Genomic DNA, 20,771 nt, shown 5'->3' on the forward strand with positions numbered 1-20,771 from the left:
ACGATGATGACCCGAGAAAGAACTCGCACACCCCGTCGTGTGCTCACCGCGACCGCCTCGGTGGCCGCCGCGACCCTGCTCAGCATGAGCCTGGCGACCCCGGCCTTTGCCGCGATCCCCAGCAACCCCGATGTCAACCCCACCGGCACCGCCACCGGAACCGGCGAGAGTGGCAACACGGTCACCGTGAGCCCGGCGAAGGGCCTGGATCCCAATAAGCCCACCACCGTGACCCTGAGCGGGGCCGGCTTCAACACCGGAACCGCGCCGTTTGGTGGGGCCTACGTCCTGTTTGGCTACATCAAGCCCGCGGATGCGACCAAGCCCGCCTCCTGGTCGCCGAGCAACGGCGGCTCGACCGGGAAGACCCTCAACTACGCCGAGGGCGCGGGAACCTTCCAGGGTCTGGTGGGCTTCCCCGGAACCGATGCGAGCGGCGCAACCCTGGGCCTGATGGATGCGACCGGTGCCTGGTCGGGCACCCAGCAGATCCCCGGCGCGGTGTTCACCTCTCAGGTGGGCAAGGAAACCATCGACTGCTATGAGGTGCAGTGCGGCTTCATCACCATCGGTGCCCACGGCCAGATCAACAAGGGGGTGGAGTCCTTCACCCCGGTGAGCTTCGCCGCTCAGAAGGTGGTGCCCGCCGCGCCGACCACCACCATCGTGAACCCGCCGGTCACCAACCCCAACGCCTCGGCCAGCTACTTCCTGGGTGCCAACGGTCAGGTTTCCGCCGCCGTGACCCCGGCAACTGCCGCCGGAACCGTGGAGTTCTTTGACGGGACCGTGAGCCTCGGCAGCGCCCCGGTTTCCGCCGGAACCGCGACCCTGACCACCAAGAAGTGGGCGGCCGCGGGGTCGCGGGCGATCACCGCAACCTTCACCCCGAGTGACGCGGCGGCGTTTTCAGCCTCGACCACCGAGCGCGCGACAACCTATAAGGTGGTCGACACCGCCCGCGTGATCGGCGACATCACCGCCGCCGACGCCGGATCCATCGCGCTGGATGGTGCGGTCCTGAACTGGCCGATCGCCAACGTGTACAACTCGTTTGGCTACTGGTTCGACAAGATCGCGGTAGACGGCAACGTGAGCGTCCCGGCCACCAAGTCCCCGGCCACCGCCGAGGACCGCCAGTACAACACCAACCGTGAGTTCACCTTCAGCAAGGGCACCGGCAAGACCGACCCCGCCGGCAACACGGTGATCGAGTACACCGGCACCGCGCGGATCACCTCCGGTGAGGCCAACCAGTGGAACTTCGCCAACCCGCGCGTGCACGTCAACGCGGCCGGCGAGGGCTACATCGATGCCGAGTTCACCGGCTACTTCAAGATCGACGAGCAGATCGACTACACCGCCGAGCGGCTGACCATCGCCACCTTCCGCGGGGCGACCCCGGCCACCGACACCGATGGTGTCACCTCCTTCTCGGTCACCCCGATCTGGGAGGGCCAGACGGTTGCCGGCACCTGGAGCGGTGCCTACACCGGTTCGTTCCCGAACGAGTTTGTGTCCAAGCTCAACCCGGGAATCTCGTCCTTCTTCTACCAGTCGGGATCCAGCGCCGACCCGTTCAAGGCCGCCCGCGCACTGAGCGTCAGCTTTGAGCGTGCCGCGGTGCCGGTCACCGTGGACAAGACCCCGGTGATCACCGGTGCCACCGCCGATGCCCAGACCGGCGTCTACTCGATTGCCAAGGACGGCTCGGCTACCCTGACCGCGACCGCCCAGGGCTTCCCGACCCCCGTCGTGAGCTGGGAGCGCAGCACCGATGCCGGGAAGACCTGGCACGCCTTCCCGGTGAAGCCCGCCGCTACGGTCGCCGCGTTTGCCGCCGCCGCCGCTGCGGACGCCTCGGCAACCATCACCGTGACCGCCGATGACGTGGCCGAGGGCGCGCAGTTCCGCTCGGTCGCGACCCAGGGTGACGCGGTGGTGCACGGCACCGCGGTGAGCTTCGCGGTGGCCGCCGCCGTGGACCCGGAGCCGACTACCAGCCCGGAGCCGACCACCAGCCCGAACCCGTCGAACCCCACCTCCGCCCCGAGCACCCCGGCCACCCCGGGGAACTCGGCCAACCCGACCGCCGGTGCCGGAAACCCGAGCACCCCGGGCGCTACCCCGGGTGCCGCGGCCGGTGCCAAGGAACTGAGTAACACCGGTGCGAACGGCATCTGGGGTGCGGGCATCGCCTCGGCCCTGCTGCTGGCCGCCGGTGCGGGACTGTTCCTGCGTCGCCGTCACGCCACTAAGTAACACGAGTGCGGCGCATCGTTTGTGTCGATGCGCCGCACCTCCCCCACGGATCGGGACTCGGGTTTTCCGGGTCCCGATCCGTGCAGCGTTTTCCCTCATCTTTCAGGAGCATCATGACCGATCCCACCCTCACCTCTTCGTCAGATGCCGGTGCCGCAACCGATTCCGCCCTTCCCGGCTCGGACGCCACACCGGCCCCCACCCTGTCCGCCCGGCTGCGCGCGGTGTCCTTTGGTGGACACGAGCAGCCCGCACCGGTTGCCGAACCCGCCCCCAGCTACTACGACGCGTTTCTTGATGGCGAGCTGAGCCCGCACGGCGTGGGCGCGCAGGTCGCCCAGCACTACCTCATGTACGAGGCGCTTGAGGCCGCGACCGATGCCCATGCGCGGCGGCACGGCCCCGGATTCCCCTTCGATTTCCCCGAGCTGCGTCGGATGGAGGCGCTGCGGGCGGATATGGAGCACTGGTTTGGACCCGGGTGGCGCGATCACCTGGAGAACACCCCGTTCATCGCCGAATACGTTGCGCGGATCAACGCCGTGTGCCCCGACTCGCTGCCGCACCTGATCGCCCACCACTACACCCGCTATCTGGGGGATCTCTCCGGCGGGCAGATGATCGGCCGCCGCTTCGCCCGCTCCTATGGGCTGGACACCGAGGACGGTCGACGCTTCTACCTGTTCCCCGAGATCCGCGATGCCCGCGCCTTTAAAGACGGCTACCGTGTGCTGCTGGACGGCCTGGACCTCACCGAGGCGGAGATCCTGCTGATCGAGGACGAGGTGCGCCTGGGCTACACCCTCAACAACAACGCGGTCCGCGACCTCGACGCCCGGCTCGACTCCTATCGGGCCTGACCATGACCCGCGCCGCCGAGAACGATCCACCGGAGTGGATGCCAACCGAAGCGGATCCGGCTGTCGGTGTGGCCGTCGCGACCGGCCGGAGTGGTATTCGCGTCCGCACCGTTGTGGCAAGCCTGATCGCTGCCGTGGGGGTGGGGTGCCTGATCGTGGCCGCGCTTGCGCTGGGAGACCGGCCGGCGGCGAGCGCCGAGGAAGCCGACCTCGCGCGAGCCTCGGTCCCCGCCGCCCCTTCGACGGGGCACCAGACACCCACGGACTCGCCGCTGATCGTGACCGCCGAGGGCATGCTTCCCGAGACATCGGGCACCGGTTCGCCCGGCACAGATGGGCCGGGCACCCGCTGGATCGTCGCGGTTTCCGAGCGCACGGGCATCCCCGAACGCGCGCTCGCCGCCTACACCGCGGCGGCCGCGCGGATGGCCGAGGAGTCTCCGCGCTGCAGCCTCGGCTGGAACACCCTCGCGGGGGTCGGCGCGGTGGAGAGCGATCACGGGCGTATTCACGGGGCGAGCCTGAGCGCCGAGGGGGTCGCGAGTCCGGCGATCATCGGCCCCGCCCTCGATGGCAACGGATTCGCGGCGATCCCGGACACCGACGGCGGCACCCTGGACGGGGATCCCGTGTGGGACCGCGCGGTCGGGCCGATGCAGTTCATCCCCGACACCTGGCGGCGCTATGGGACCGGCAACATCCACTCGATCGACGATGCGGCGCTCGCCGCGGGCCGCTACCTGTGTGCGGCCGGCACCAACCTGCGCGACCCCGATGGGTGGCGTCGCGCGGTCGCCGCCTATAACAACACCCACGACTATGCGATGGCGGTCTCCGAGCGGGCGCACGCCTATGCCCGCGCGGATCGGGACTGAACCCGGCCCCGGCTGCCTAAGATGGGGGCATGAACGAACCCGCGCTCGCCGCCCGCACCCTCGTGGTCCTGCTGGGGGATTGGCGCGGGTCCGGCACCACCTATCGGAACCTGGCCGACCGCATCCGGCTGCTGATCCTGGACGGCCGCATCCCCTCGGGCACCCGGCTGCCCGCCGAACGCGACCTGGCCGAGCGGCTCGGGCTCAGCCGGGCGACGATCAGCTCGGCCTACCGGGATCTGCGCGAGCGCGCGGTGCTGCACTCGGTGCGTGGATCGGGGAGTGTGGCGCGGATCAATCCCGCATCCCTGGCCCGCGAACCCGGGGGACGCCCGGTCTTGCTTGATCTCGCCCGCGCCTCGCTGCCCGCGGCCCCGCAGCTCCCCGAGGCCGCGCTGGCCGCCGCCGAGGCCCTGCCGCGCTACCTGGATGCCGACTCCGATCCGGTGGGTCTGCCCGAGCTGCGCGCGGCCATCGCCGCCCGCTACAGTGCCCAGGGGCTGCCGACCCGGCCCGATCAGATCATGGTGACCCTCGGCGCTCAGCACGCGATCGGCCTGGTGACCCGGCTGTTCCTGGCCCGCGGGGATCGCGCCCTGATCGAGCATCCCAGCTATCCCTACGCCCACGACACGATGCGCGCACTCGGTGCCCGCGTGGTGGCCGTTCCGGTGACCGCGGAAACCGGGTGGGATGCCGACGAGCTGATCGACACCGTCGAGCGCACCAGCCCCGCGCTGGCCTACCTGATGCCCGATTTTCACAACCCCACCGGGGCCAGCATGCCCCGCGACCTGCGCGAACGGCTGTGCCGGGTGGCGGCCAAGCAGGGCACCGTGCTGCTGATCGATGAGACCACCGCGGACCTCGACATCGACCGTCCCGGACCGGTGCGTCCCTTCGCCGTGGACAACCGCTCGGGGGCCGAGATCATCACCGTCGGCACCGTGGGCAAAACCCTCTGGGCGGGCATCCGGCTCGGCTGGATCCGCGCCGAAGCCTCCACGATCACCCGCCTGGTGGCCTCGCGCACCCGCAGCGACCTGGGCACCTCGATCCTCGAACAGCTCACCGTCCTCGAGGCTTTCAAGGCGATGCCGCAGATTCTTGAGCTGCGCCAGCGGCAGCTTCGGGCCACCCGCGATGTCACCGTGGCCTACCTCGCCGCCCGGGTGCCCGAGTGGCAGATCCCGCACGTGCACGGGGGGCTGGCCCTCTGGGTCAACCTGGGTACCCCGGTCAGTTCCAGGCTGACCCTCACCGCCCGCGGGCACGGACTGCTGCTCTCGGCGGGGCCGCGGTTCGGGGCCGATGGGGCGTTTGAACGCTTCCTGCGCATCCCGATCACCGGACCCAGCGAGGTCACCGAGACCGCGCTGGCCGCGCTGGTGGACAGCTGGGAGGAACTTCGCCGGGCCCCGGATCCGGAGCTGCCGCCACCCGGACGCTATTAAAAAGCCGAAAGTTTTCCTTCGGACCGGCAATATCCGTGGGAAAAGTGGTGTTGCAGAGAACGACGCGGTTCCCGGAAAACGCCCGCGATCATGCGAGAATAGGCGGCGAGGCGTACCGACACCAGGCCGGTATCGGGCGCCCCACACCGACACCCAGGGAGTAACGTGCATAAGCTCGCCGTCCTCAGTCTGAAAAACCGGGCGCTGATCGCGCTGATCACCGTGGTGGTTGCGCTCTTCGGTGGCCTCGCGATGACCAGCCTCAAGCAGGAACTCGCCCCCAGCGTGCAGTTCCCGCAGCTTGTGGTGTTTACCGCGTACCCCGGAGCGGCCCCGGAGGTGGTCAATAACGACCTCTCCACGCCGATCGAAACGGCGATTCAGGGGGTGCCGGGACTCGAATCCACGGCCACCACGTCGAGTACCAACTCCTCCCTGGTGACGGCAACGTTCAAATACGGCACCGATCTGGCCACCGCCGAGCAGAAGATCGGCCAGGCGATCAACCGGATCAAGTCGACCCTGCCGGATAACACCGATCCGCAGGTGATCTCGGCGAGCATCGACGATCTCCCGGTCATCCAGATCGCGGCCACCGGCAAGTCCACCATCACCGAGCTCGCCGACGCGCTGCGCCGCGAGGCCGTGCCGGACCTCACTAACGTCGAGGGTGTGCGCGATGCCTCCCTCGTGGGTGCGCCGACCCAGCGCATCACGATCACCCCGGATCTGGCCCAGCTGGCCGCCGCCGGGGTATCCTCCAGCGCCATCTCGGACACCCTGAAGCAGAACGGTGTGCTGCTGCCGGCTGGTGAGATCACCGAGGCAAATAAGACCTATTCGGTGCAGGCGGGAACCCAGCTGGGAAGCGTCGCCGACATCGCCGCCCTCCCGCTGGTAGGCGCAACCCCGAGCCCCGAGGGGGTCGTGCACACGATCGGTTCGGTGGCCAAGGTTGAGCTCGGCCAGGACCCGCAGACCTCGATCTCCCGGGTGGATGGTGAGCCCGCCGTCACCATCGCGATCACCAAGACCCCGGACGCCAACACGGTTGCGGTTTCCCAGGCCGTACGAAACCTGATTCCCGATGTGGAAAAGAAGCTGGGCACCGACGTCAAGCTCTCGGTGGTCTTCGACCAGGCCCCCTACATCGAGCAGTCGATCGAGTCGCTGGCGACCGAGGGCCTGCTGGGTCTGGTGTTTGCAGTCCTGGTGATCCTGCTGTTCCTGATGGACGTGCGCGCGACCCTGGTGACGGCGATCTCGATCCCCACCTCGGTGCTGATCACCTTCATCGGGCTGCAGGCCACCGGCTACACCCTGAACATTCTGACCCTGGGTGCACTCACCATCGCGATTGGTCGCGTGGTGGATGACTCGATTGTGGTCATCGAAAACATTAAGCGTCACCTCCAGCTCAGCCCCGATCAAACCCCGGCCGCGCGCCTGGGTGCGATCGGCGTGGCCGTGCGCGAGGTGGCCGGGGCGATTACCGCCTCGACCATCACCACCGTCGCGGTGTTCCTGCCGCTGGCCTTCGTGGGCGATATGACCGGCGAGCTGTTCCGGCCGTTCGCGCTTACGGTGACGATCGCGCTGGCGGCCTCGCTGCTGGTTGCGTTGACCATCGTGCCGGTGCTGGCGTTCTGGTTCCTCCGGGTCAAGAAGGACAAGCCGGCCAAGGAGGTCAAGACCGCGCCGGAGCCCGTCCGGGCCCCGCTGGCGATCGAGGCGGCACCGGCGGCCCCTGCGGAGGCGACTGCCGCTACGGCGTCCGCATCCGCGTCCGAGTCTGCCGCTGCCGCTCCGTCCGCGTCTGCCGCTGAGTCCGCCGCCCCGGCCGCCTCTGTCGACAACCCCGCAGGGTCCGAGCACGCGCCCGCGTCCGACGCCGGGGTGGATTCCGCCACCACGGAGATCGCCGTCGTTCAGGAGACCGCCGAATCCGGTACGCCGGTGCCCGCGGCAACCGAAGCCGAACCCGCGCCCGCGGCGACCGACGTGCCGGAAAACGAGACCGCCTCCGCGGAGCCAGTTGCCGCCAACCTCGCGGCCGCGGGAGACGAAACCGCGAACACGCTGGCATCGACCGAGGCCGCTGCCCAGACCGCACACACCCCGCACGTCCCGCACGCCGCCCACGCGGCCCATGCCGGGGCCGACGGGGTTGTGCTGGAGCCCTCGCTCACCACCACCGCGACGCTCGAACAGGATGCCGAGCCGGAAACCGGGTCGATTCCCGTGGTTCCCGGTGCCCCGCGCACCCGCCGGGCTCGCCGGGCAGCCTCCGGGGAGGGCATCGAGCCCGACGAGCTGGACAACCCCAGCTGGCTGCAGCGTGGTTATCTGCCGATCATCTCCTGGACGGTCAAGCACTCGGTCACGACCCTGCTGCTCGCCCTCCTGGTGCTGGGCGGAACCGGGTTCCTGGCGCAGTTCATGAAGCTCAGCTTCCTGGGATCCTCGGGCCAGAACACCCTGAATATCTCGCAGACCCTGGAACAGGGCGCGAGCCTCCAGGCTCAGGACACCGCGGCCTCCACGGTGGAGAAGAAGCTGCGCGAGATCAAGGGCATCGATACGGTTCAGGTGTCGATTGGTTCCAGCGGCAGCGCGCTCTCCGACGCCTTCTCCGGCGGTGGATCGGGCAACATCAGCTACTCGATCACCACCGATGCCAACGCCGACCAGGACGCCCTGCAGGACACCGTTCGCAAGGAACTGGACAAGCTCAAGGGGGTCGGCACGCTTAAGCTGGCTGCCAGCTCGGGCTTCGGTGCCTCGAACGTGATCAAGATCGACGTGCAGGCCTCCAGCGCCAAGGCTCTGGCCGAGGCGACCAAGACCCTGCACGATAAGGCGGCCAAGCTCGACGGTGCCGCCGAGGTGGATGACACCATCTCCGAGGCTCGCCCCTTCATCCAGGTGAAGGTGGACCGCGACGCCGCCGCCAAGGTTGGACTCTCCGAGGTGGCACTGGGTAGCATCGTGGCCCAGGCAATGCGTCCGGGCCAGATCGGTCAGATCGCGCTGGATGAAACCACCGTGAAGATCTACCTCGCCAGCGAGAACCCGCCGCAGACCCTCGCCGAGGTGCAGGGCCTGATCATCCCGACGCTGGGCGGCCCTCAGCGTCTGGACGCCCTGGCCAACGTCTCGGTGGTGGATGGCCCGGCTACGATCACCACGATTCGCGGCGACCGCTCGGCCTCGGTCAACATCACCCCCGCCGGCGAGGACATCGGCGGGCTCAGCTCGCAGGTGACCAAGCTCCTCAAGGACACCAAACTCCCCGACGGGGTGACCGCCGCTATCGGCGGTGTGGCCTCGGATCAGAGCACCGCGTTTAGTCAGCTGGGCCTGGCGATGCTCGCGGCGATCCTGATCGTGTACATCGTCATGGTGGCCACCTTCCGCTCGCTGCGTCAGCCGCTGCTGCTGCTGGTTTCGGTGCCGTTCGCGGCCACCGGTGCCATCGGCCTGCAGGTGGCAACCGGCGTCCCGCTGGGTGTGCCCTCGCTGATCGGTGTGCTGATGCTGGTGGGTATCGTGGTGACCAACGCGATCGTGATGATCGACCTGGTCAACCAGTACCGCGAGCGGGGACTCAGCGTCCCCGAGGCGGTCAAGCACGGTGCCGCCCGACGTCTGCGCCCGATCCTGATGACCGCGCTGGCGACGATCTTCGCGCTGATCCCGATGGCCCTGGGCATCACCGGACACGGCGGGTTCATCTCGCAGCCGCTGGCGATCGTGGTGATTGGTGGTCTGCTCTCCTCGACCGTGCTGACCCTGATCGTGCTGCCGAGCCTCTACAACCTCGTCGAGGGTGCCAAGGACCGTCGTGCCGAGAAGCGTGCGGAAAAGGCCGCGGCCAAGGCGGCGGCCGATTCGGGAATCTCGAACGCGGCCCAGACCGATTCCGAGGCGGCGCGGTCCGGTTCCGACCCGGCCCGGACCGGCCGGAACGGCTAACCCGCACCCATCACACTCGGGGCCTCGCACACGCCGTGCGGGGCCCCGAGTGCGTGTGATGCCCGTGAGTCGAGACGAGCGTGCGCCGCCGCACCCGTGCCGAGCGTGTGCGGTGCCCGTGTCTGCCTGCCGGACGTGTGCGCCGCCGCACCCGTGCCTCGAGTGCGTCTGGCCCCGTGTTGCCCCGCCGGATGAGTGCGCCCATGACACCCGAACGGGGTGCGTAAAAACCCGCGTTCGGGGTACATACACCCGGCAGCGGGTGGGTCAGACTGTTGGATGGTTCGTGCCCACACGGGGTCGCCAGAACAGTCAGCAGCGTGGGCAGATCCTGACCCGTGCGACCAACGCCCGGGAGTTTCCCTCGATGTTTATTTCTGGCCGCGCGCCGGCCGTCCGCCCGTCCGATTCCTCCCGGGGAGGGTGGATCCGTCGCCTCGCCGCCGTGGCCGTGACCGCGCTGGTTGCCGGTGCCCTGAGTGTCGTTATGGGTACCCCGCAGAGCGCACAGGCAGCACCCGTCCTGTTGCCCGGCGCGGTCAAGTCCCTCACGATGGACTCCTCGGTCACCGACGGGAACTCGGAGTTTCGGCTCCAGGTGGGCTTCAGCGCCCCGACCGCCCAGGCCGGCGACTACTTCGACGTGGAGCTCGACCCGCGCCTGATGTCGCTGCGCAGCACCTATGTGGTCCCCAACCGGGAAACCAATCGGGTGATGCTGGACGTGAGCGTGACCCCGGCCTCGGGCACCACCGGACCGATCGCCCGCTTCACCTTCACCGACGAGGTGGACGGGATGTCCAACATCTCGGGGTCGGCGTCCTGGGGCGTGAAGTTTGCCAACATCATGACCCCCGCGGGCACCTATGCGGACATCGTGACGAAGGTCAACGGCTCCATCCGGGCCACCCACTCGGTCACGGTCAAACAGGTGCACAACCCCGATGCGACCTGGATCGATGGCCCCTCCAAGCAGGCCTGGAGCTCGGATTTCGGGGGCGTCCCGCGGGTGCAGTACCTGCTGGTGGGTGGACCCGGACCGTTTGCTTCGATCACCCTGAGCGACTCCGATCACTCGCCCGAGGCCGGGACCGGTGCTCCCTGGACCATCAACTGTGACCTGCCGATTTCCACCCAGCTCCGCGATCAGAACGCCCAGAACGAGGCGGATGCGCGCGCCCCGGTGACCTGCGCGGACGGCACCATCTCGGCCACCTTCACCAACGTGCCGGCCGGACGCGTGCCGATCCTGGTGTTCTTTGCCACCTCGACCCAGCCGCTCAGCGAGCAGGGGGACCTGACCTTCGAAAACACCGCCGTGTACACCAGCGCCGTGCAGCCCTTCCCCAACGGGGAGCGACGCTTCGAGGCGAGCCAGACCTACACCCAGAACTTCGGAGGTGGAGCCGGAGGCGAGGCCACGCTGAAGACCCCGGTGGCGACCGAGTTCGCCTGCTCGGCCCCCGGGGAGTCCACCGGTCCGCAGTTTGAGCCGCTGACCAACGGCAACGGGGTCCGCTATACGGTGCCCGCGCGGATCGTGCCCGGCGCAACCGCCGCGGTGCGCGCGACCCTGCAACAGGGATACACCTTCCCCGAGGAGCTCCCCGAGGGATGGGTTCGTCTGAGCCCGACCGAGGCGTCGTTCACCCACACCTTCCAGGGGGCGGTGTCCTGCACCGCGGAGGCGGATGCGCTGCCCGCACCCACGATCACCCAGGCGGAGTGCTCGGCGCTGGGCATCCCCACGGTCCCGCGCTTCGAGCTGGCGACCGAGGGGCTGCGCGGCATGACGTTTGAGCAGGCCGGTTCGCCGATGAATGGCGGAACGGTGACGGTTACCGCGACCCTGCTGCCCGGTTTTGTCTTCCCGAGTGAGGCCACCGCGGGCTGGATTGTGGATACCGGGGCGGGGACCGCAACCCTCGCGGTACCCTTCGAAACGCCCAGCTGCCTGATCTCCGCCGGGATCCTGCCGACCCCGAGGCCGTTCGCTCCGGTGTGTCAGGAGGATGGAACCTTCAGCGCCGGATGGCTGGATTACTGGGTATTTGAGGATATGGAGGCCCGGATTACCACCGGACCGATCACCGAGGCGGACGGCATTCAGCGGCACACCCTGATCGCCACCGCCAATCCCGGCTTCGGTTTCACCGGAACGCTGACCCCGGGCTGGGTTGCCGATCCCTCCGGGACCCGCGCGGTCTTTGTGCACGACTTCGAGCTGGGCCCGTGTGACGAGGTGATTCCGAACCCGACGCCGACCCCGGGGGAGTCCGAGGGCCCGACCTCGTCACCCGAGCCGACGGAGGGCAATACTTCGTCGCCCGAGCCGACGGAGGGCAACACCTCGTCACCTGAGCCGACGGAGGGAAACACTTCGTCGCCGGAACCGACGGAGGGAAACACTTCGTCGCCGGAACCCACCGAGGGGGGAACCTCTTCGCCGGAGCCGACGGACGGCAACACCTCGTCACCCGAGCCGACGGACGGTAACACGTCGTCCCCCGAGCCCACCGAGGGCAACACTTCGTCCCCCGCGCCGACCGACGCGACCTCACCCCCGGCAACGCCGTCCTCGTCTCCCACCGAGATCGCCGCGCAGCCGGGCGCGACTCCGGACGCCGGTGCGGCCACCCCGGCAACCCCGGGAACCGCCCCGACCGTGCCCGCCCCGCTGCCTCGCACCGGTGCCGGCACGGGACCCGCCCTGCCGCTGATCGGCGGCACGCTGATGCTGGGACTGCTGCTCCTGGCCGGATCAATCCTGCGGCGTCGGGACACCCGCGGCTAGTCCCGCACCGGCCACCCACGCAGAAACGGCGACCCCGAGCGGGGTCGCCGTTTCTGCGTTTCGGTTATTGGTGCGCGGCCGGTCTACACCGTCCCGCGCAGCGGGGTGAAGTCCCCGGTGTCGCGTCGTCCCGGCCGCGCGGGCCGTGCGGTGGTTTCGGTCTGGGTTGCCTCGGCGGTGGGCGGCTCGGTGGGCTCGCCCGCCGGATCGCGGTAGGTCAGCGCGTCAATCTCACGGTCGCGGATGGCGCTCGCGGTGATCGGGCGGGCGGGCACCGTGGTGCCGCGGCGGGCGGCGGAACGCTTGATGATCGCCCGGCGGATCCGGCCCACGGTGTCGATGATGATGCCCAGCAGGATCGCGAATCCGATGCCCAGCACCGCCCCGATCAGCGGGTTGCCCTGGGTCAGGTGTCCGGCGAGGGCACCGATCAGGATCGCGTGGATCGACCAGAGGAACCCGGCCACCACGCTGAGCGCGGCAAAGCGTCGGGGCGGGAACCCGGTGGCACCCGCGGTCATGTTGATCGCGATGCGCCCCACGGGAATGTAGCGTCCCCCCAGCACCAGCAGGGTGCCGCGCTTTTCCAGGCCGCGGCGGGCGAAGTCCAGCGCCGCCACCACCCGGGGTTTGCGCATCCAGGCGTAGCGTTCAACCCCGACCGCCCGGCCGATCCGGAAGGCGATGTTGTCGCCGATGGCCGCGCCGATCGCGCCGGCCACCAGGAGCACCCACACGTTGGGGGAGCCCGCACTGATCGCGATCGCGGTGGCTCCCACGAGCACGGCTTCACCGGGCACGGGCGGGAAGAATCCGTCGATCAGGACCATCGCCAGGACGATCAGATAGATCCACGGAGACGTCGCCATGGTGAGGATCGCGTCGGTCAGAAACTCCATGACATCTCATTCGTTCGGGGAGACGAGTGCGGGGGCACCCGACTCTTCCACGATACGTTTTGATGTCACATCAGAACATCCCTTGGGGGATGATCTAGGGTCCATCCACAGGATGATCGAACCCCGAGTCGGCCAGGTCTGCGGAGCCCAGGGAGTGCAGCCCGGAGAGAAGGATCCCGAGCCCGAGCCGGAACTGATCGGCTGGATCGCCATCGATGATCGGTGCCAGCAGGGTGCGGATTCGTGGATCTTCCACGCCGTCCCAGTGCGCCTCCCACTCGCCGGCTGCCTCGAGCTCGTGCTGGGCCTGCTCCTCAAGGGTGTGGCCGATGATGAAGCGGGACAGGGTAAACATCGCAGTTCCCGCATGCCGTTCGGGTACCCCGGCGCGCAGGAGGGCGTCGATGAAGGTGCCACTCAGGGCGAAGGTGTTGGGGCCGCCGCCGTAGGCCCCGGCCACCACGCGGGCACCGTCGCGGTGGGCCAGCAGCGCCGCACGGAAGCGATGGGCGAGTTCGGTGAGCTGGGTGTGGGCATCGCCCGGTGCCAGCTCGGCCCCAACCCCGGCCATGATGCGATCCGAGAGTGCATCCAGCAGTGCCCGCTTATCGCGGAAGTGCCAGTAGAGGGCACCGGCCTGGACATCGAGGGCCAGCGCGATCTTGCGGGTGGTCAGGGCGTCGACGCCGTGCCGATCGAGGATGATCAGGGCCTGATCAACAATTTCGTTGCGCTGCAGTTTCGACATGACACCAAACATTTCTGGGGATTTACCCTTCGATCTTGACACAGCCGTCCCCAAAAAACTAGCCTGAACATTGTTCAAATTTGAACAACGTTCAATAAAGAGGTTTCCCATGTTCACACCCCTGAGCCCCGCGCGTTCGCGGGCCACCCTGCTTGCCCTGGCCCTGTCGGTTTCCGGCGTGCTGCTGGGTAGTACGATCTTGAATGTCGCGCTGCCCTCGCTGGCCCACGCCCTCGGGGCCACCCTGTTTGAGCAGCAATGGATCCTCAACTCATACACGCTCACCTTCGCCGGATTTCTGCTGATTGCCGGTGTTGTGGGCGACCGCTTCGGACTCACCCGCACCCTGATGATCGGCCTGATCGGATTCCTGGTGACCTCGGCTGCCGCTGCGCTTGCACCCAACGTGGCGGTGCTGATTCTCGCCCGTGCGCTGATGGGGATCGCGGCGGCCCTGATCATGCCGATCAGCCTGGCCATCATCCTCCGTGTGTTCCCGCGGGAGGCGCGGGCGCGGGCCATTTCGATCTGGGCGGCGTCCTCGGTCCTGGCGATCTCCGCCGGTCCGCTGATCGGCGGCGCGCTGCTGAGCGCCGGATTCTGGTGGGGCAGCGTGCTGGTATTTGTGGCGGTCCTGGCGGCGGTGGCGCTGGCGGTGTCGGCGCGGGCGATTCCGAGAATTCCCGGCAGCGGCGTGGGGGAGCTGCGCTGGGTACCGGTGATCGCCTCGGTCGCGGGCATCGCCCTGCTGGTCTTCGGGGTGCTGAACGGTGGGCAGGATGGATGGACGAGCCCGCTCACCCTGGGGCCGCTTGCCCTGGGCATCCTGATCGTGGCGGTGCTGGTGTGGACCGAACGCCGGCATCCGCGCGCCCTGGTCGATGTGGCCCTGTTCCGACACCCGGGGTTCGGCATCGCGACCCTGGCGCTGACGGTGGGCTCATTTGTGCTGTTCGGTTACCTGTACTTCATCATGTTCTACCTGTCCGAGGAGCGCGGGCTGAGCCCGTTTGCCAGCGGGCTGGTTCTGCTGCCCCTCTCGGCGGCGCTGGTGATTGGAGCCCCGCTGTCCCGCCTGATCGCCGAGAGGATCGGCATGCTGATGACCCTCACCTCGGGTCTGCTGCTGATGGCACTGGCGCTGGGTGGACACATCTTCCTGAGTGCCGATACGCCGATTCCATCGCTCATGGGGCTCGCGTTTGTGCTGCAGTTCGGATTTGCGCTGGTACTCACCCCGGGGACCGCCGGGGCGACCACCGGGGTTCCGGCCGATCGTGCGGGAGCCGCCTCGGCGCTGCTGAACACACTGCGCCAGCTGGGGAGTGCCCTCGGGGTGGCGGTGCTGGGTTCGCTGCTCTGGGGAATTTACGCGGCGGGGGTGCGCCCGGTCGCGGGTGCGCTGAGCGCGTCCGCGCGAGATGCGGTCGAGGGTTCGCTAAGTGCTGCGCTGTCCACCGGGGTATCGGAAATCTCGATGGCGGCCACCCGGGCGTTCCTGGATGGCCTCCACCTGAGTGTGCTGGTGGCCGCGGTGGTTTCGCTGCTCGCCGGCGTGCTGACCCTCACCGCGTGGTTGAGGCGGCGCGGCACGCGCCGAACGGCCTAGCGGGTGCCGCGCCCGGGTGTGATGGTGGGCGTGCTCGTTTGGCCTAGCGGCGGCGCGGAGGCTTTTGAAGCCAGGGGCGCAGCCAGCGGGTCACCGTGGGCAGGCCCCAATAGGCCATGATCGGGGTGAGCACGAGGGTGCTGACCAGCACGCGCAGCCACACATCCCACTCATTCCAGCCGGGAATGAGGTAGGTGGCAATCAGGGTGAAGACCAGGTTGATCGGGAAGAATCCGAGCCAGATGCTGGTCGCCTGTTTCCAGCGCGGGGGCACGATGGCCGGCTGGATGGCCGCGGTGGCATCGATCGGGGTGTCGAACCATCCCTCGATCCCGGTGCGCCGTTCGGTGCGGGTCTCCTGAGCGAATTCGCTCCCGGTGCCCAGCCACCAGCGACGCTCGGGGGAGTTCTCCCAGGCGTCGAGGGTTTGGGCATCGGCGAAGCGATAGAGCATGTGCCAGCTGGTTTCGCTGCTGCCCGATCGTACCCAGCCGGAGCCGAGGAAACCCGGATATTTGTTTGCAAGATTGATTCCCGCCTGAATCCAGACGGTGGCCTCGGAGAGTCGCGCGGGATCGACCGTGCGCTCGATGGAGACCGTAATGGCATTGTGTCCCATACCTTCCAGTGTGAGGCATGTTTGTTTCCAAAACATCACGGCCCCGGGGTGAATGCCCCGGGGCCGTGATCGCTATGCCTTTTTGCGCCCGGTGATGGCGCCATAAATGAGGAGGACAACGATCGATCCAACAATCGCGAGTGCCCAGCTGCCCAGATCCCAGAATGCGTCGATCTTGGCGTTGAAGAGCAGCGAACCGATCCATCCACCCACCATCGCGCCGATGACACCCAGGATGAGGGTGGCGATCCAGCCGCCCCCCTGCTTACCGGGCAGGATGGCCTTGGCGATTGCTCCCGCGATCAGCCCCAGAAGTAGAAAAGCGAAGAAACCCATGGTGTACCTCCTGTTTTTCCGATGTGTCGGAACCCTGCGGCCCGACACCGTGAACACAGGCTAACGCTCGTGATCTAAATGGTCCAGCCCCGGCCGGGAATCCCCCGTGGAAACCGCCGTGGTGGCGAGCCACGGGTGACAGAGCCGAAAAACTAGCGTATTGTAAGGAAGTCGGCTCTAGACGTCGCGGTGGGTACCGCGAAGCAATTGTCAGTCTGGTGGGCCGGTTTTGCACACGGATCTCGTGTGCATATTCACACGTTGTGAACGGCCCCGGCCCACTGATGTCCGGGGGAGAGAGCGCCGCTGCGCGCGGCCCTTCGCTGTTTCATGCCTGAAATACCCGGAAATATTGTTATGCCTAAAAAGAACCACGTGGGCGGAAAGCGCCCCGCAAAGAACTACGATCCGAGCTACGCCAAGCGTCCCGCCAAGGGCGGCCCCAAGGCCGGTAGCCGGAGCCCCGGACACCGCGGATTCCGTCCCGAGGTAGAGGACGCCCCGCGCCAGAAGAACCGCTGGGATGCCGACGACCGCGCCGCCCGTTCGGGTGCCCGCGACGAGCGCGCCCCGCGCCGCTTTGACCGTGACGATCGCGCGCCGCGTTTCAACCGTGACGAGCGTCCGGCCGCCGGTCGTGGCGACCGCGAGGGTCGTCCCGCGCGCTTCGACCGCGATGAGCGTGCCCCGCGCCGCTTTGACCGCGACGAGCGCGCTCCCCGCTTCAACCGCGACGAGCGTCCCACTCGTGGCGGCGACCGCGATGGCCGTCCCGCACGTTTTGAGCGTGACGATCGCGCCCCCCGTTTCAACCGCGACGAGCGTCCCGCGCGCTTCGACCGTGACGACCGCGCGCCGCGCCGCTTTGATCGTGATGAGCGTCCGGCCGCCGGTCGTGGCGACCGCGAGGGTCGCCCGGCACGTTTTGACCGTGACGACCGTGCCCCCCGTTTCAACCGCGACGAGCGTCCCGCTCGCGGCGGTGACCGCGATGGCCGTCCCGCACGTTTTGAGCGTGACGAGCGTGCCCCGCGCTTCAACCGTGACGAGCGTCCCGCGCGCTTCGATCGCGACGACCGCGCGCCGCGCCGCTTTGACCGCGACGAGCGTCCGGCCGCCGGTCGTGGCGACCGCGAGGGTCGTCCCGCCCGTTTCGATCGTGACGACCGCGCGCCGCGCTTCAACCGTGACGAGCGCCCCGCTCGCGGCGGCGACCGCGACGAGCGTCCCCGTTTCACCCGTGACGAGCGTCCCGCCCGTCCCGCCTTCGGTGACCGTCCCGAGCGTCCCGCACGCTTCGACCGCGGTGACCGTCCCGAGCGCCCCTCGCACGGCGACCGCGGCGCCCGCCGTGGCGGCTACCAGCCGCAGGATGACGTCGTGCTCGAGCGCCTCGAGGCCGAGGCCATCCAGGCCGAGGACGTCGAGGGCAAGACCTTCGGCGACCTGGGTCTCGGTGGCAACATCGTGAACGCCCTGGCCGAGCTCGGTGCCGCCGCACCGTTCCCGATCCAGGCAGCAACGATCCCCGTGGTCCTCGAGGGCCGCGACGTCCTGGGCCGTGGCCGCACCGGATCCGGTAAGACCATCGCCTTCGGTGCCCCCCTGGTGGAGCGCCTGATGGAAAACGGTGGCGGAAAGAACCGTCGTCCGGGCCGTCTGCCCCGCGCGCTGATCCTCGCCCCGACCCGTGAGCTGGCCCTCCAGATCGACCGCACCGTGCAGCCGATCGCCCGCTCCGTGGGACTGTTCACCACCCAGATTTACGGTGGTGTTCCCCAGCACCGTCAGGTGGGTGCGCTGCAGCGCGGCGTCGACATCGTGGTGGGTACCCCGGGCCGCATCGAGGACCTCATCGAGCAGGGCCGTCTGGACCTGTCCGAGGTCAACGTGGTGGTGCTGGATGAGGCCGACCACATGTGCGACCTGGGCTTCCTGGAGCCGGTGCAGCGCATCATCCGCAACACCGCCGATGACAGCCAGAAGCTGCTCTTCTCGGCCACCCTGGACAAGGGCGTGGCCGCGCTGGTCAACGAGTTCCTGGAGAACCCGGCCGTGCACGAGGTCGCCGGTGAGGACCAGGCGTCCTCGACTATCGACCACCGCGTTCTGGTGGTTGAGCACCGCGACAAGGACCGCATCCTGGAGCAGCTCGCCGGTCGCAACGGTAAGACCGTGATCTTCTCGCGGACCCGTGCCTACGCCGAGCGTCTGACCGAGCAGCTGGAGGATGCCGGTGTCTTCGCCGTCGCCCTGCACGGTGACCTGAACCAGGCCAAGCGCACGCGCAACCTGCACCAGCTCACCAGCGGCCGGGTGGATGTCCTGGTGGCGACCGACGTCGCCGCCCGCGGTATCCACGTGGACGACATCGACCTGGTGATCCAGGCCGACGCCCCGGATGAGTACAAGACCTACACCCACCGCGCCGGTCGTACCGGCCGGGCCGGTCGCGAGGGCACCGTGGTCACCCTGATCCCGCGCTCGCGCCGCCGCCGCATGGAGGAACTGCTCTCCCGCGCCGAGATCTCGGCCGAGTTCGTGGACGCCTTCCCCGGCGACGACATCATCGATGAAATCGCCGGCCGGGTCCCCACCCGCGCCCAGCTCGAAGCCAAGACTGCCGAGTAGTCCACGCCGCCGAGCCGCCCAGCTCGAAGCCAAGACTGCCGAGTAGTCTGCGATCCGAAACCGCCCGCCACCTCACGGTGGCGGGCGGTTTTGCGTGCAGATCGGGACCTAGCGGCCAGCAGAGGGACGGGGAAACTCGCTCCAGGGCACGGCCCGCAGGGTTTTCGCTGCCAGTGCCTCCAGCGGAGTTTCGCCGTACCGACCCGGAGTGACCCACCAGCGGGCGGCAACCCAGCTTCGCCTCTCGCGCTCATCCGTACTCACCGTCTGGCCGATCAGCTCCAGATTGATCGAGAAAACCCGGTCCTGAAAGAGCGAACTCCCCGCGACAAACTGAAACGTTGGGAACGCCCGCTGTGCACCGATGGGCAGAGACAGAAGTTTCCCCTGGATCATCAGCGCCCTGATGCGAGACTTTTGGGTGGAGGGATTGTTCCTGGGGAACAGGAGGGTTCGTACCGCCGAGCGTGAGACCGAGGGGAGCCTCCCCAGCAGCTCATCGTGTTCGGTTATCTCGGCGTGCTCGCGCACAAAGGATGTTGCCCAGATTGGTTGTGTAGACCAGGCAACGGGGAACCCGAGCGTCGAGATATCGAGGCTGGAAGCGCGGGTGCGTTCAACCACAAAGGCGGTGATGTGCTCCGCCCAGGTGCTCGCTGGTTTAATCGTTGCGAGCATGAAGCGAAGAATAGTGATCGTTGCATAGATCCGGCTTCGGGCCCGTGCTTCCGTCAGGTGCATGAGCGCCGGTATCTGTCGGGGCAGACCAATCGGGGTGGTGAGTGCCCGATTCCACAATCGCGAATGATGAGCGCAGACGTTTCGCACAGTTCTGAGGTGATTGAGCCAGGTGGCGAGCGTAGCCCCATCGCCCACCTGCGCGGCATTGCGAATGCCGAATTCTGCGGCAATCGTGTTTCTTAGCGAGGTATTTAGTCCCTGATAGAGCCGGATCAGTTCTCCGAAGGACATGATTTCCGGTGCCATCCACACCGGTAGCGGGCCGCCATATTTGCGCCGGAAGTGCGTAACGAAGTCCTCATGGGACCGCGCTTCGGCCGCATCGATGCGGCGCAAGACGTGCATATGCGAGCGTGGCCCCGCTGCTTCCACGAAGCCGTTGGCAAAATTCCGCGGGTCTCGATGAGCAAACACCCCGATCCGGCCCAGGTGATAGCCCAGCTGAAACCTGAGTGCGCTCTCGATGGTTTCAATCGCATCGAAGACCCGAAAACGGAGTTCCCGGTCGAACTCGTAGATGCTTTCGATCTGCCTGAGTGTGGTTCCGGGTAAGAATCGCGGGGCAGAACCATTGCCGCCCGCGGGGCAGGGCGTGAGATCTCGGAATGGGTGCCAATAGCCGGAGAGCCGAAAATAACCCACGCGGGTGAGGAGTTCGGTTGCATTCACACCCGAGAGGTCCATGCCGCGACGCTCGAGGAGCTCGATCTGTTCCGCGATCGATTGATGTGCCCGTTCATATCGCTGAGACATTCCGCCAACCAATTCACTCGAGTACTGCACTGTGCCGATGAGATGAGTCGGGGGAAAAAGAAGACTAGCCGCCTCTCCGTGTGTACAGAGAATGACGACTAGTACTGGTACCCCCGAACCTAACACACCCTCCACCCGATTGGAACGCCTCACAGGGGTTATCCCTCGCTGGGAGTCTCTTGAGGGCGGGCATGTCGCCGGGGCGGCCAACCTAC

12 protein-coding genes and 1 pseudogene are annotated in these 20,771 nt (G+C 67.8%); 8 read left to right on the forward strand and 5 right to left on the reverse strand.

Translation table 11 applies throughout. The annotated features are described in order from the left end of the window. Positions 1–6: 6 nt before the first annotated feature. The 6 genes from C7C57_RS01475 to C7C57_RS01500 all read left to right on the forward strand — a co-directional run bounded on the left by C7C57_RS01475 (position 7) and on the right by C7C57_RS01500 (position 12,220). Complete coding sequence (locus C7C57_RS01475; RefSeq protein WP_187977332.1) at positions 7–2,262, forward strand: Ig-like domain repeat protein; 2,256 nt, start codon at positions 7–9, stop codon at positions 2,260–2,262. 113 nt (positions 2,263–2,375) lie between these two features. Beyond that, positions 2,376–3,122 (forward strand): heme oxygenase (biliverdin-producing), encoded by a 747-nt coding sequence (locus tag C7C57_RS01480; RefSeq protein ID WP_187977333.1) that lies wholly within the window; start codon positions 2,376–2,378, stop codon positions 3,120–3,122. A gap of 38 nt (positions 3,123–3,160) precedes the next feature. Further along, a complete protein-coding gene (locus C7C57_RS01485) occupies positions 3,161–3,997 on the forward strand; it encodes a lytic transglycosylase domain-containing protein (protein ID WP_255505742.1) in 837 nt (278 codons plus the stop codon). Between the two features lie 29 nt (positions 3,998–4,026). Then, on the forward strand, positions 4,027–5,451 hold the full coding sequence (locus tag C7C57_RS01490) for a PLP-dependent aminotransferase family protein (RefSeq protein ID WP_187977334.1): 1,425 nt from the start codon (positions 4,027–4,029) through the stop codon (positions 5,449–5,451). Positions 5,452–5,616: 165 nt separating this feature from the next. Next, positions 5,617–9,426, forward strand: coding sequence for an efflux RND transporter permease subunit (locus C7C57_RS15780; protein ID WP_255505743.1), 3,810 nt, complete (start codon positions 5,617–5,619; stop codon positions 9,424–9,426). 286 nt (positions 9,427–9,712) lie between these two features. Continuing rightward, positions 9,713–12,220: an Ig-like domain-containing protein gene (locus C7C57_RS01500; RefSeq protein WP_187977335.1), complete on the forward strand. Its 2,508-nt coding sequence runs from the start codon at positions 9,713–9,715 to the stop codon at positions 12,218–12,220. Positions 12,221–12,702: 482 nt separating this feature from the next. Here the strand turns inward: C7C57_RS01500 and C7C57_RS15950 are convergent. Then, positions 12,703–13,119: pseudogene (locus tag C7C57_RS15950) on the reverse strand (DedA family protein); the annotation flags it as partial. 94 nt (positions 13,120–13,213) lie between these two features. After that, positions 13,214–13,867 (reverse strand): TetR/AcrR family transcriptional regulator C-terminal domain-containing protein, encoded by a 654-nt coding sequence (locus C7C57_RS01510; protein WP_187977337.1) that lies wholly within the window; start codon positions 13,865–13,867, stop codon positions 13,214–13,216. A gap of 109 nt (positions 13,868–13,976) precedes the next feature. Between C7C57_RS01510 and C7C57_RS01515 the strand changes: the two genes are divergently transcribed. Then, complete coding sequence (locus C7C57_RS01515) at positions 13,977–15,476, forward strand: MFS transporter (RefSeq protein WP_187977338.1); 1,500 nt, start codon at positions 13,977–13,979, stop codon at positions 15,474–15,476. A gap of 43 nt (positions 15,477–15,519) precedes the next feature. Here the strand turns inward: C7C57_RS01515 and C7C57_RS01520 are convergent, their stop codons facing one another. Together C7C57_RS01520 and C7C57_RS01525 are read right to left on the reverse strand one after the other, a co-directional pair. Next, positions 15,520–16,095 (reverse strand): antibiotic biosynthesis monooxygenase, encoded by a 576-nt coding sequence (locus tag C7C57_RS01520; RefSeq protein WP_030147890.1) that lies wholly within the window; start codon positions 16,093–16,095, stop codon positions 15,520–15,522. A 72-nt stretch (positions 16,096–16,167) separates the two neighbouring features. Next, positions 16,168–16,431: a GlsB/YeaQ/YmgE family stress response membrane protein gene (locus C7C57_RS01525; RefSeq protein ID WP_030147891.1), complete on the reverse strand. Its 264-nt coding sequence runs from the start codon at positions 16,429–16,431 to the stop codon at positions 16,168–16,170. A 357-nt stretch (positions 16,432–16,788) separates the two neighbouring features. On the opposite strand from C7C57_RS01525, the gene C7C57_RS01530 reads away from it, so the two are divergent. Continuing rightward, entirely contained in the window at positions 16,789–19,062 is a 2,274-nt protein-coding gene (locus tag C7C57_RS01530) for a DEAD/DEAH box helicase (RefSeq protein ID WP_187977339.1), read from the forward strand. A 108-nt stretch (positions 19,063–19,170) separates the two neighbouring features. On the opposite strand, the gene C7C57_RS01535 is transcribed toward C7C57_RS01530, so the two are convergent. Continuing rightward, the gene (locus tag C7C57_RS01535) at positions 19,171–20,556 is read right to left on the reverse strand and encodes an Abi family protein (protein ID WP_187977340.1); all 1,386 of its coding nucleotides are present in this window, start codon (positions 20,554–20,556) and stop codon (positions 19,171–19,173) included. Positions 20,557–20,771 lie beyond the last annotated feature (215 nt).

The organism is Mycetocola sp. JXN-3 (assembly GCF_014522285.1).
Taxonomy (GTDB): domain Bacteria; phylum Actinomycetota; class Actinomycetes; order Actinomycetales; family Microbacteriaceae; genus Mycetocola; species Mycetocola saprophilus.

Bases quoted from the DNA above. Each gene is read 5' to 3' on its own strand.
- C7C57_RS01475 (WP_187977332.1), top strand. From the start codon at position 7: ATGACCCGAGAAAGAACTCGCACACCCCGTCGTGTGCTCACCGCGACC.
- C7C57_RS01480 (WP_187977333.1), top strand. From the start codon at position 2,376: ATGACCGATCCCACCCTCACCTCTTCGTCAGATGCCGGTGCCGCAACC.
- C7C57_RS01485 (WP_255505742.1), top strand. From the start codon at position 3,161: ATGCCAACCGAAGCGGATCCGGCTGTCGGTGTGGCCGTCGCGACCGGC.
- C7C57_RS01490 (WP_187977334.1), top strand. From the start codon at position 4,027: ATGAACGAACCCGCGCTCGCCGCCCGCACCCTCGTGGTCCTGCTGGGG.
- C7C57_RS01510 (WP_187977337.1), bottom strand. From the start codon at position 13,867: ATGTCGAAACTGCAGCGCAACGAAATTGTTGATCAGGCCCTGATCATC.
- C7C57_RS01515 (WP_187977338.1), top strand. From the start codon at position 13,977: ATGTTCACACCCCTGAGCCCCGCGCGTTCGCGGGCCACCCTGCTTGCC.
- C7C57_RS01520 (WP_030147890.1), bottom strand. From the start codon at position 16,095: ATGGGACACAATGCCATTACGGTCTCCATCGAGCGCACGGTCGATCCC.
- C7C57_RS01525 (WP_030147891.1), bottom strand. From the start codon at position 16,431: ATGGGTTTCTTCGCTTTTCTACTTCTGGGGCTGATCGCGGGAGCAATC.
- C7C57_RS01530 (WP_187977339.1), top strand. From the start codon at position 16,789: ATGCCTAAAAAGAACCACGTGGGCGGAAAGCGCCCCGCAAAGAACTAC.
- C7C57_RS01535 (WP_187977340.1), bottom strand. From the start codon at position 20,556: ATGTCTCAGCGATATGAACGGGCACATCAATCGATCGCGGAACAGATC.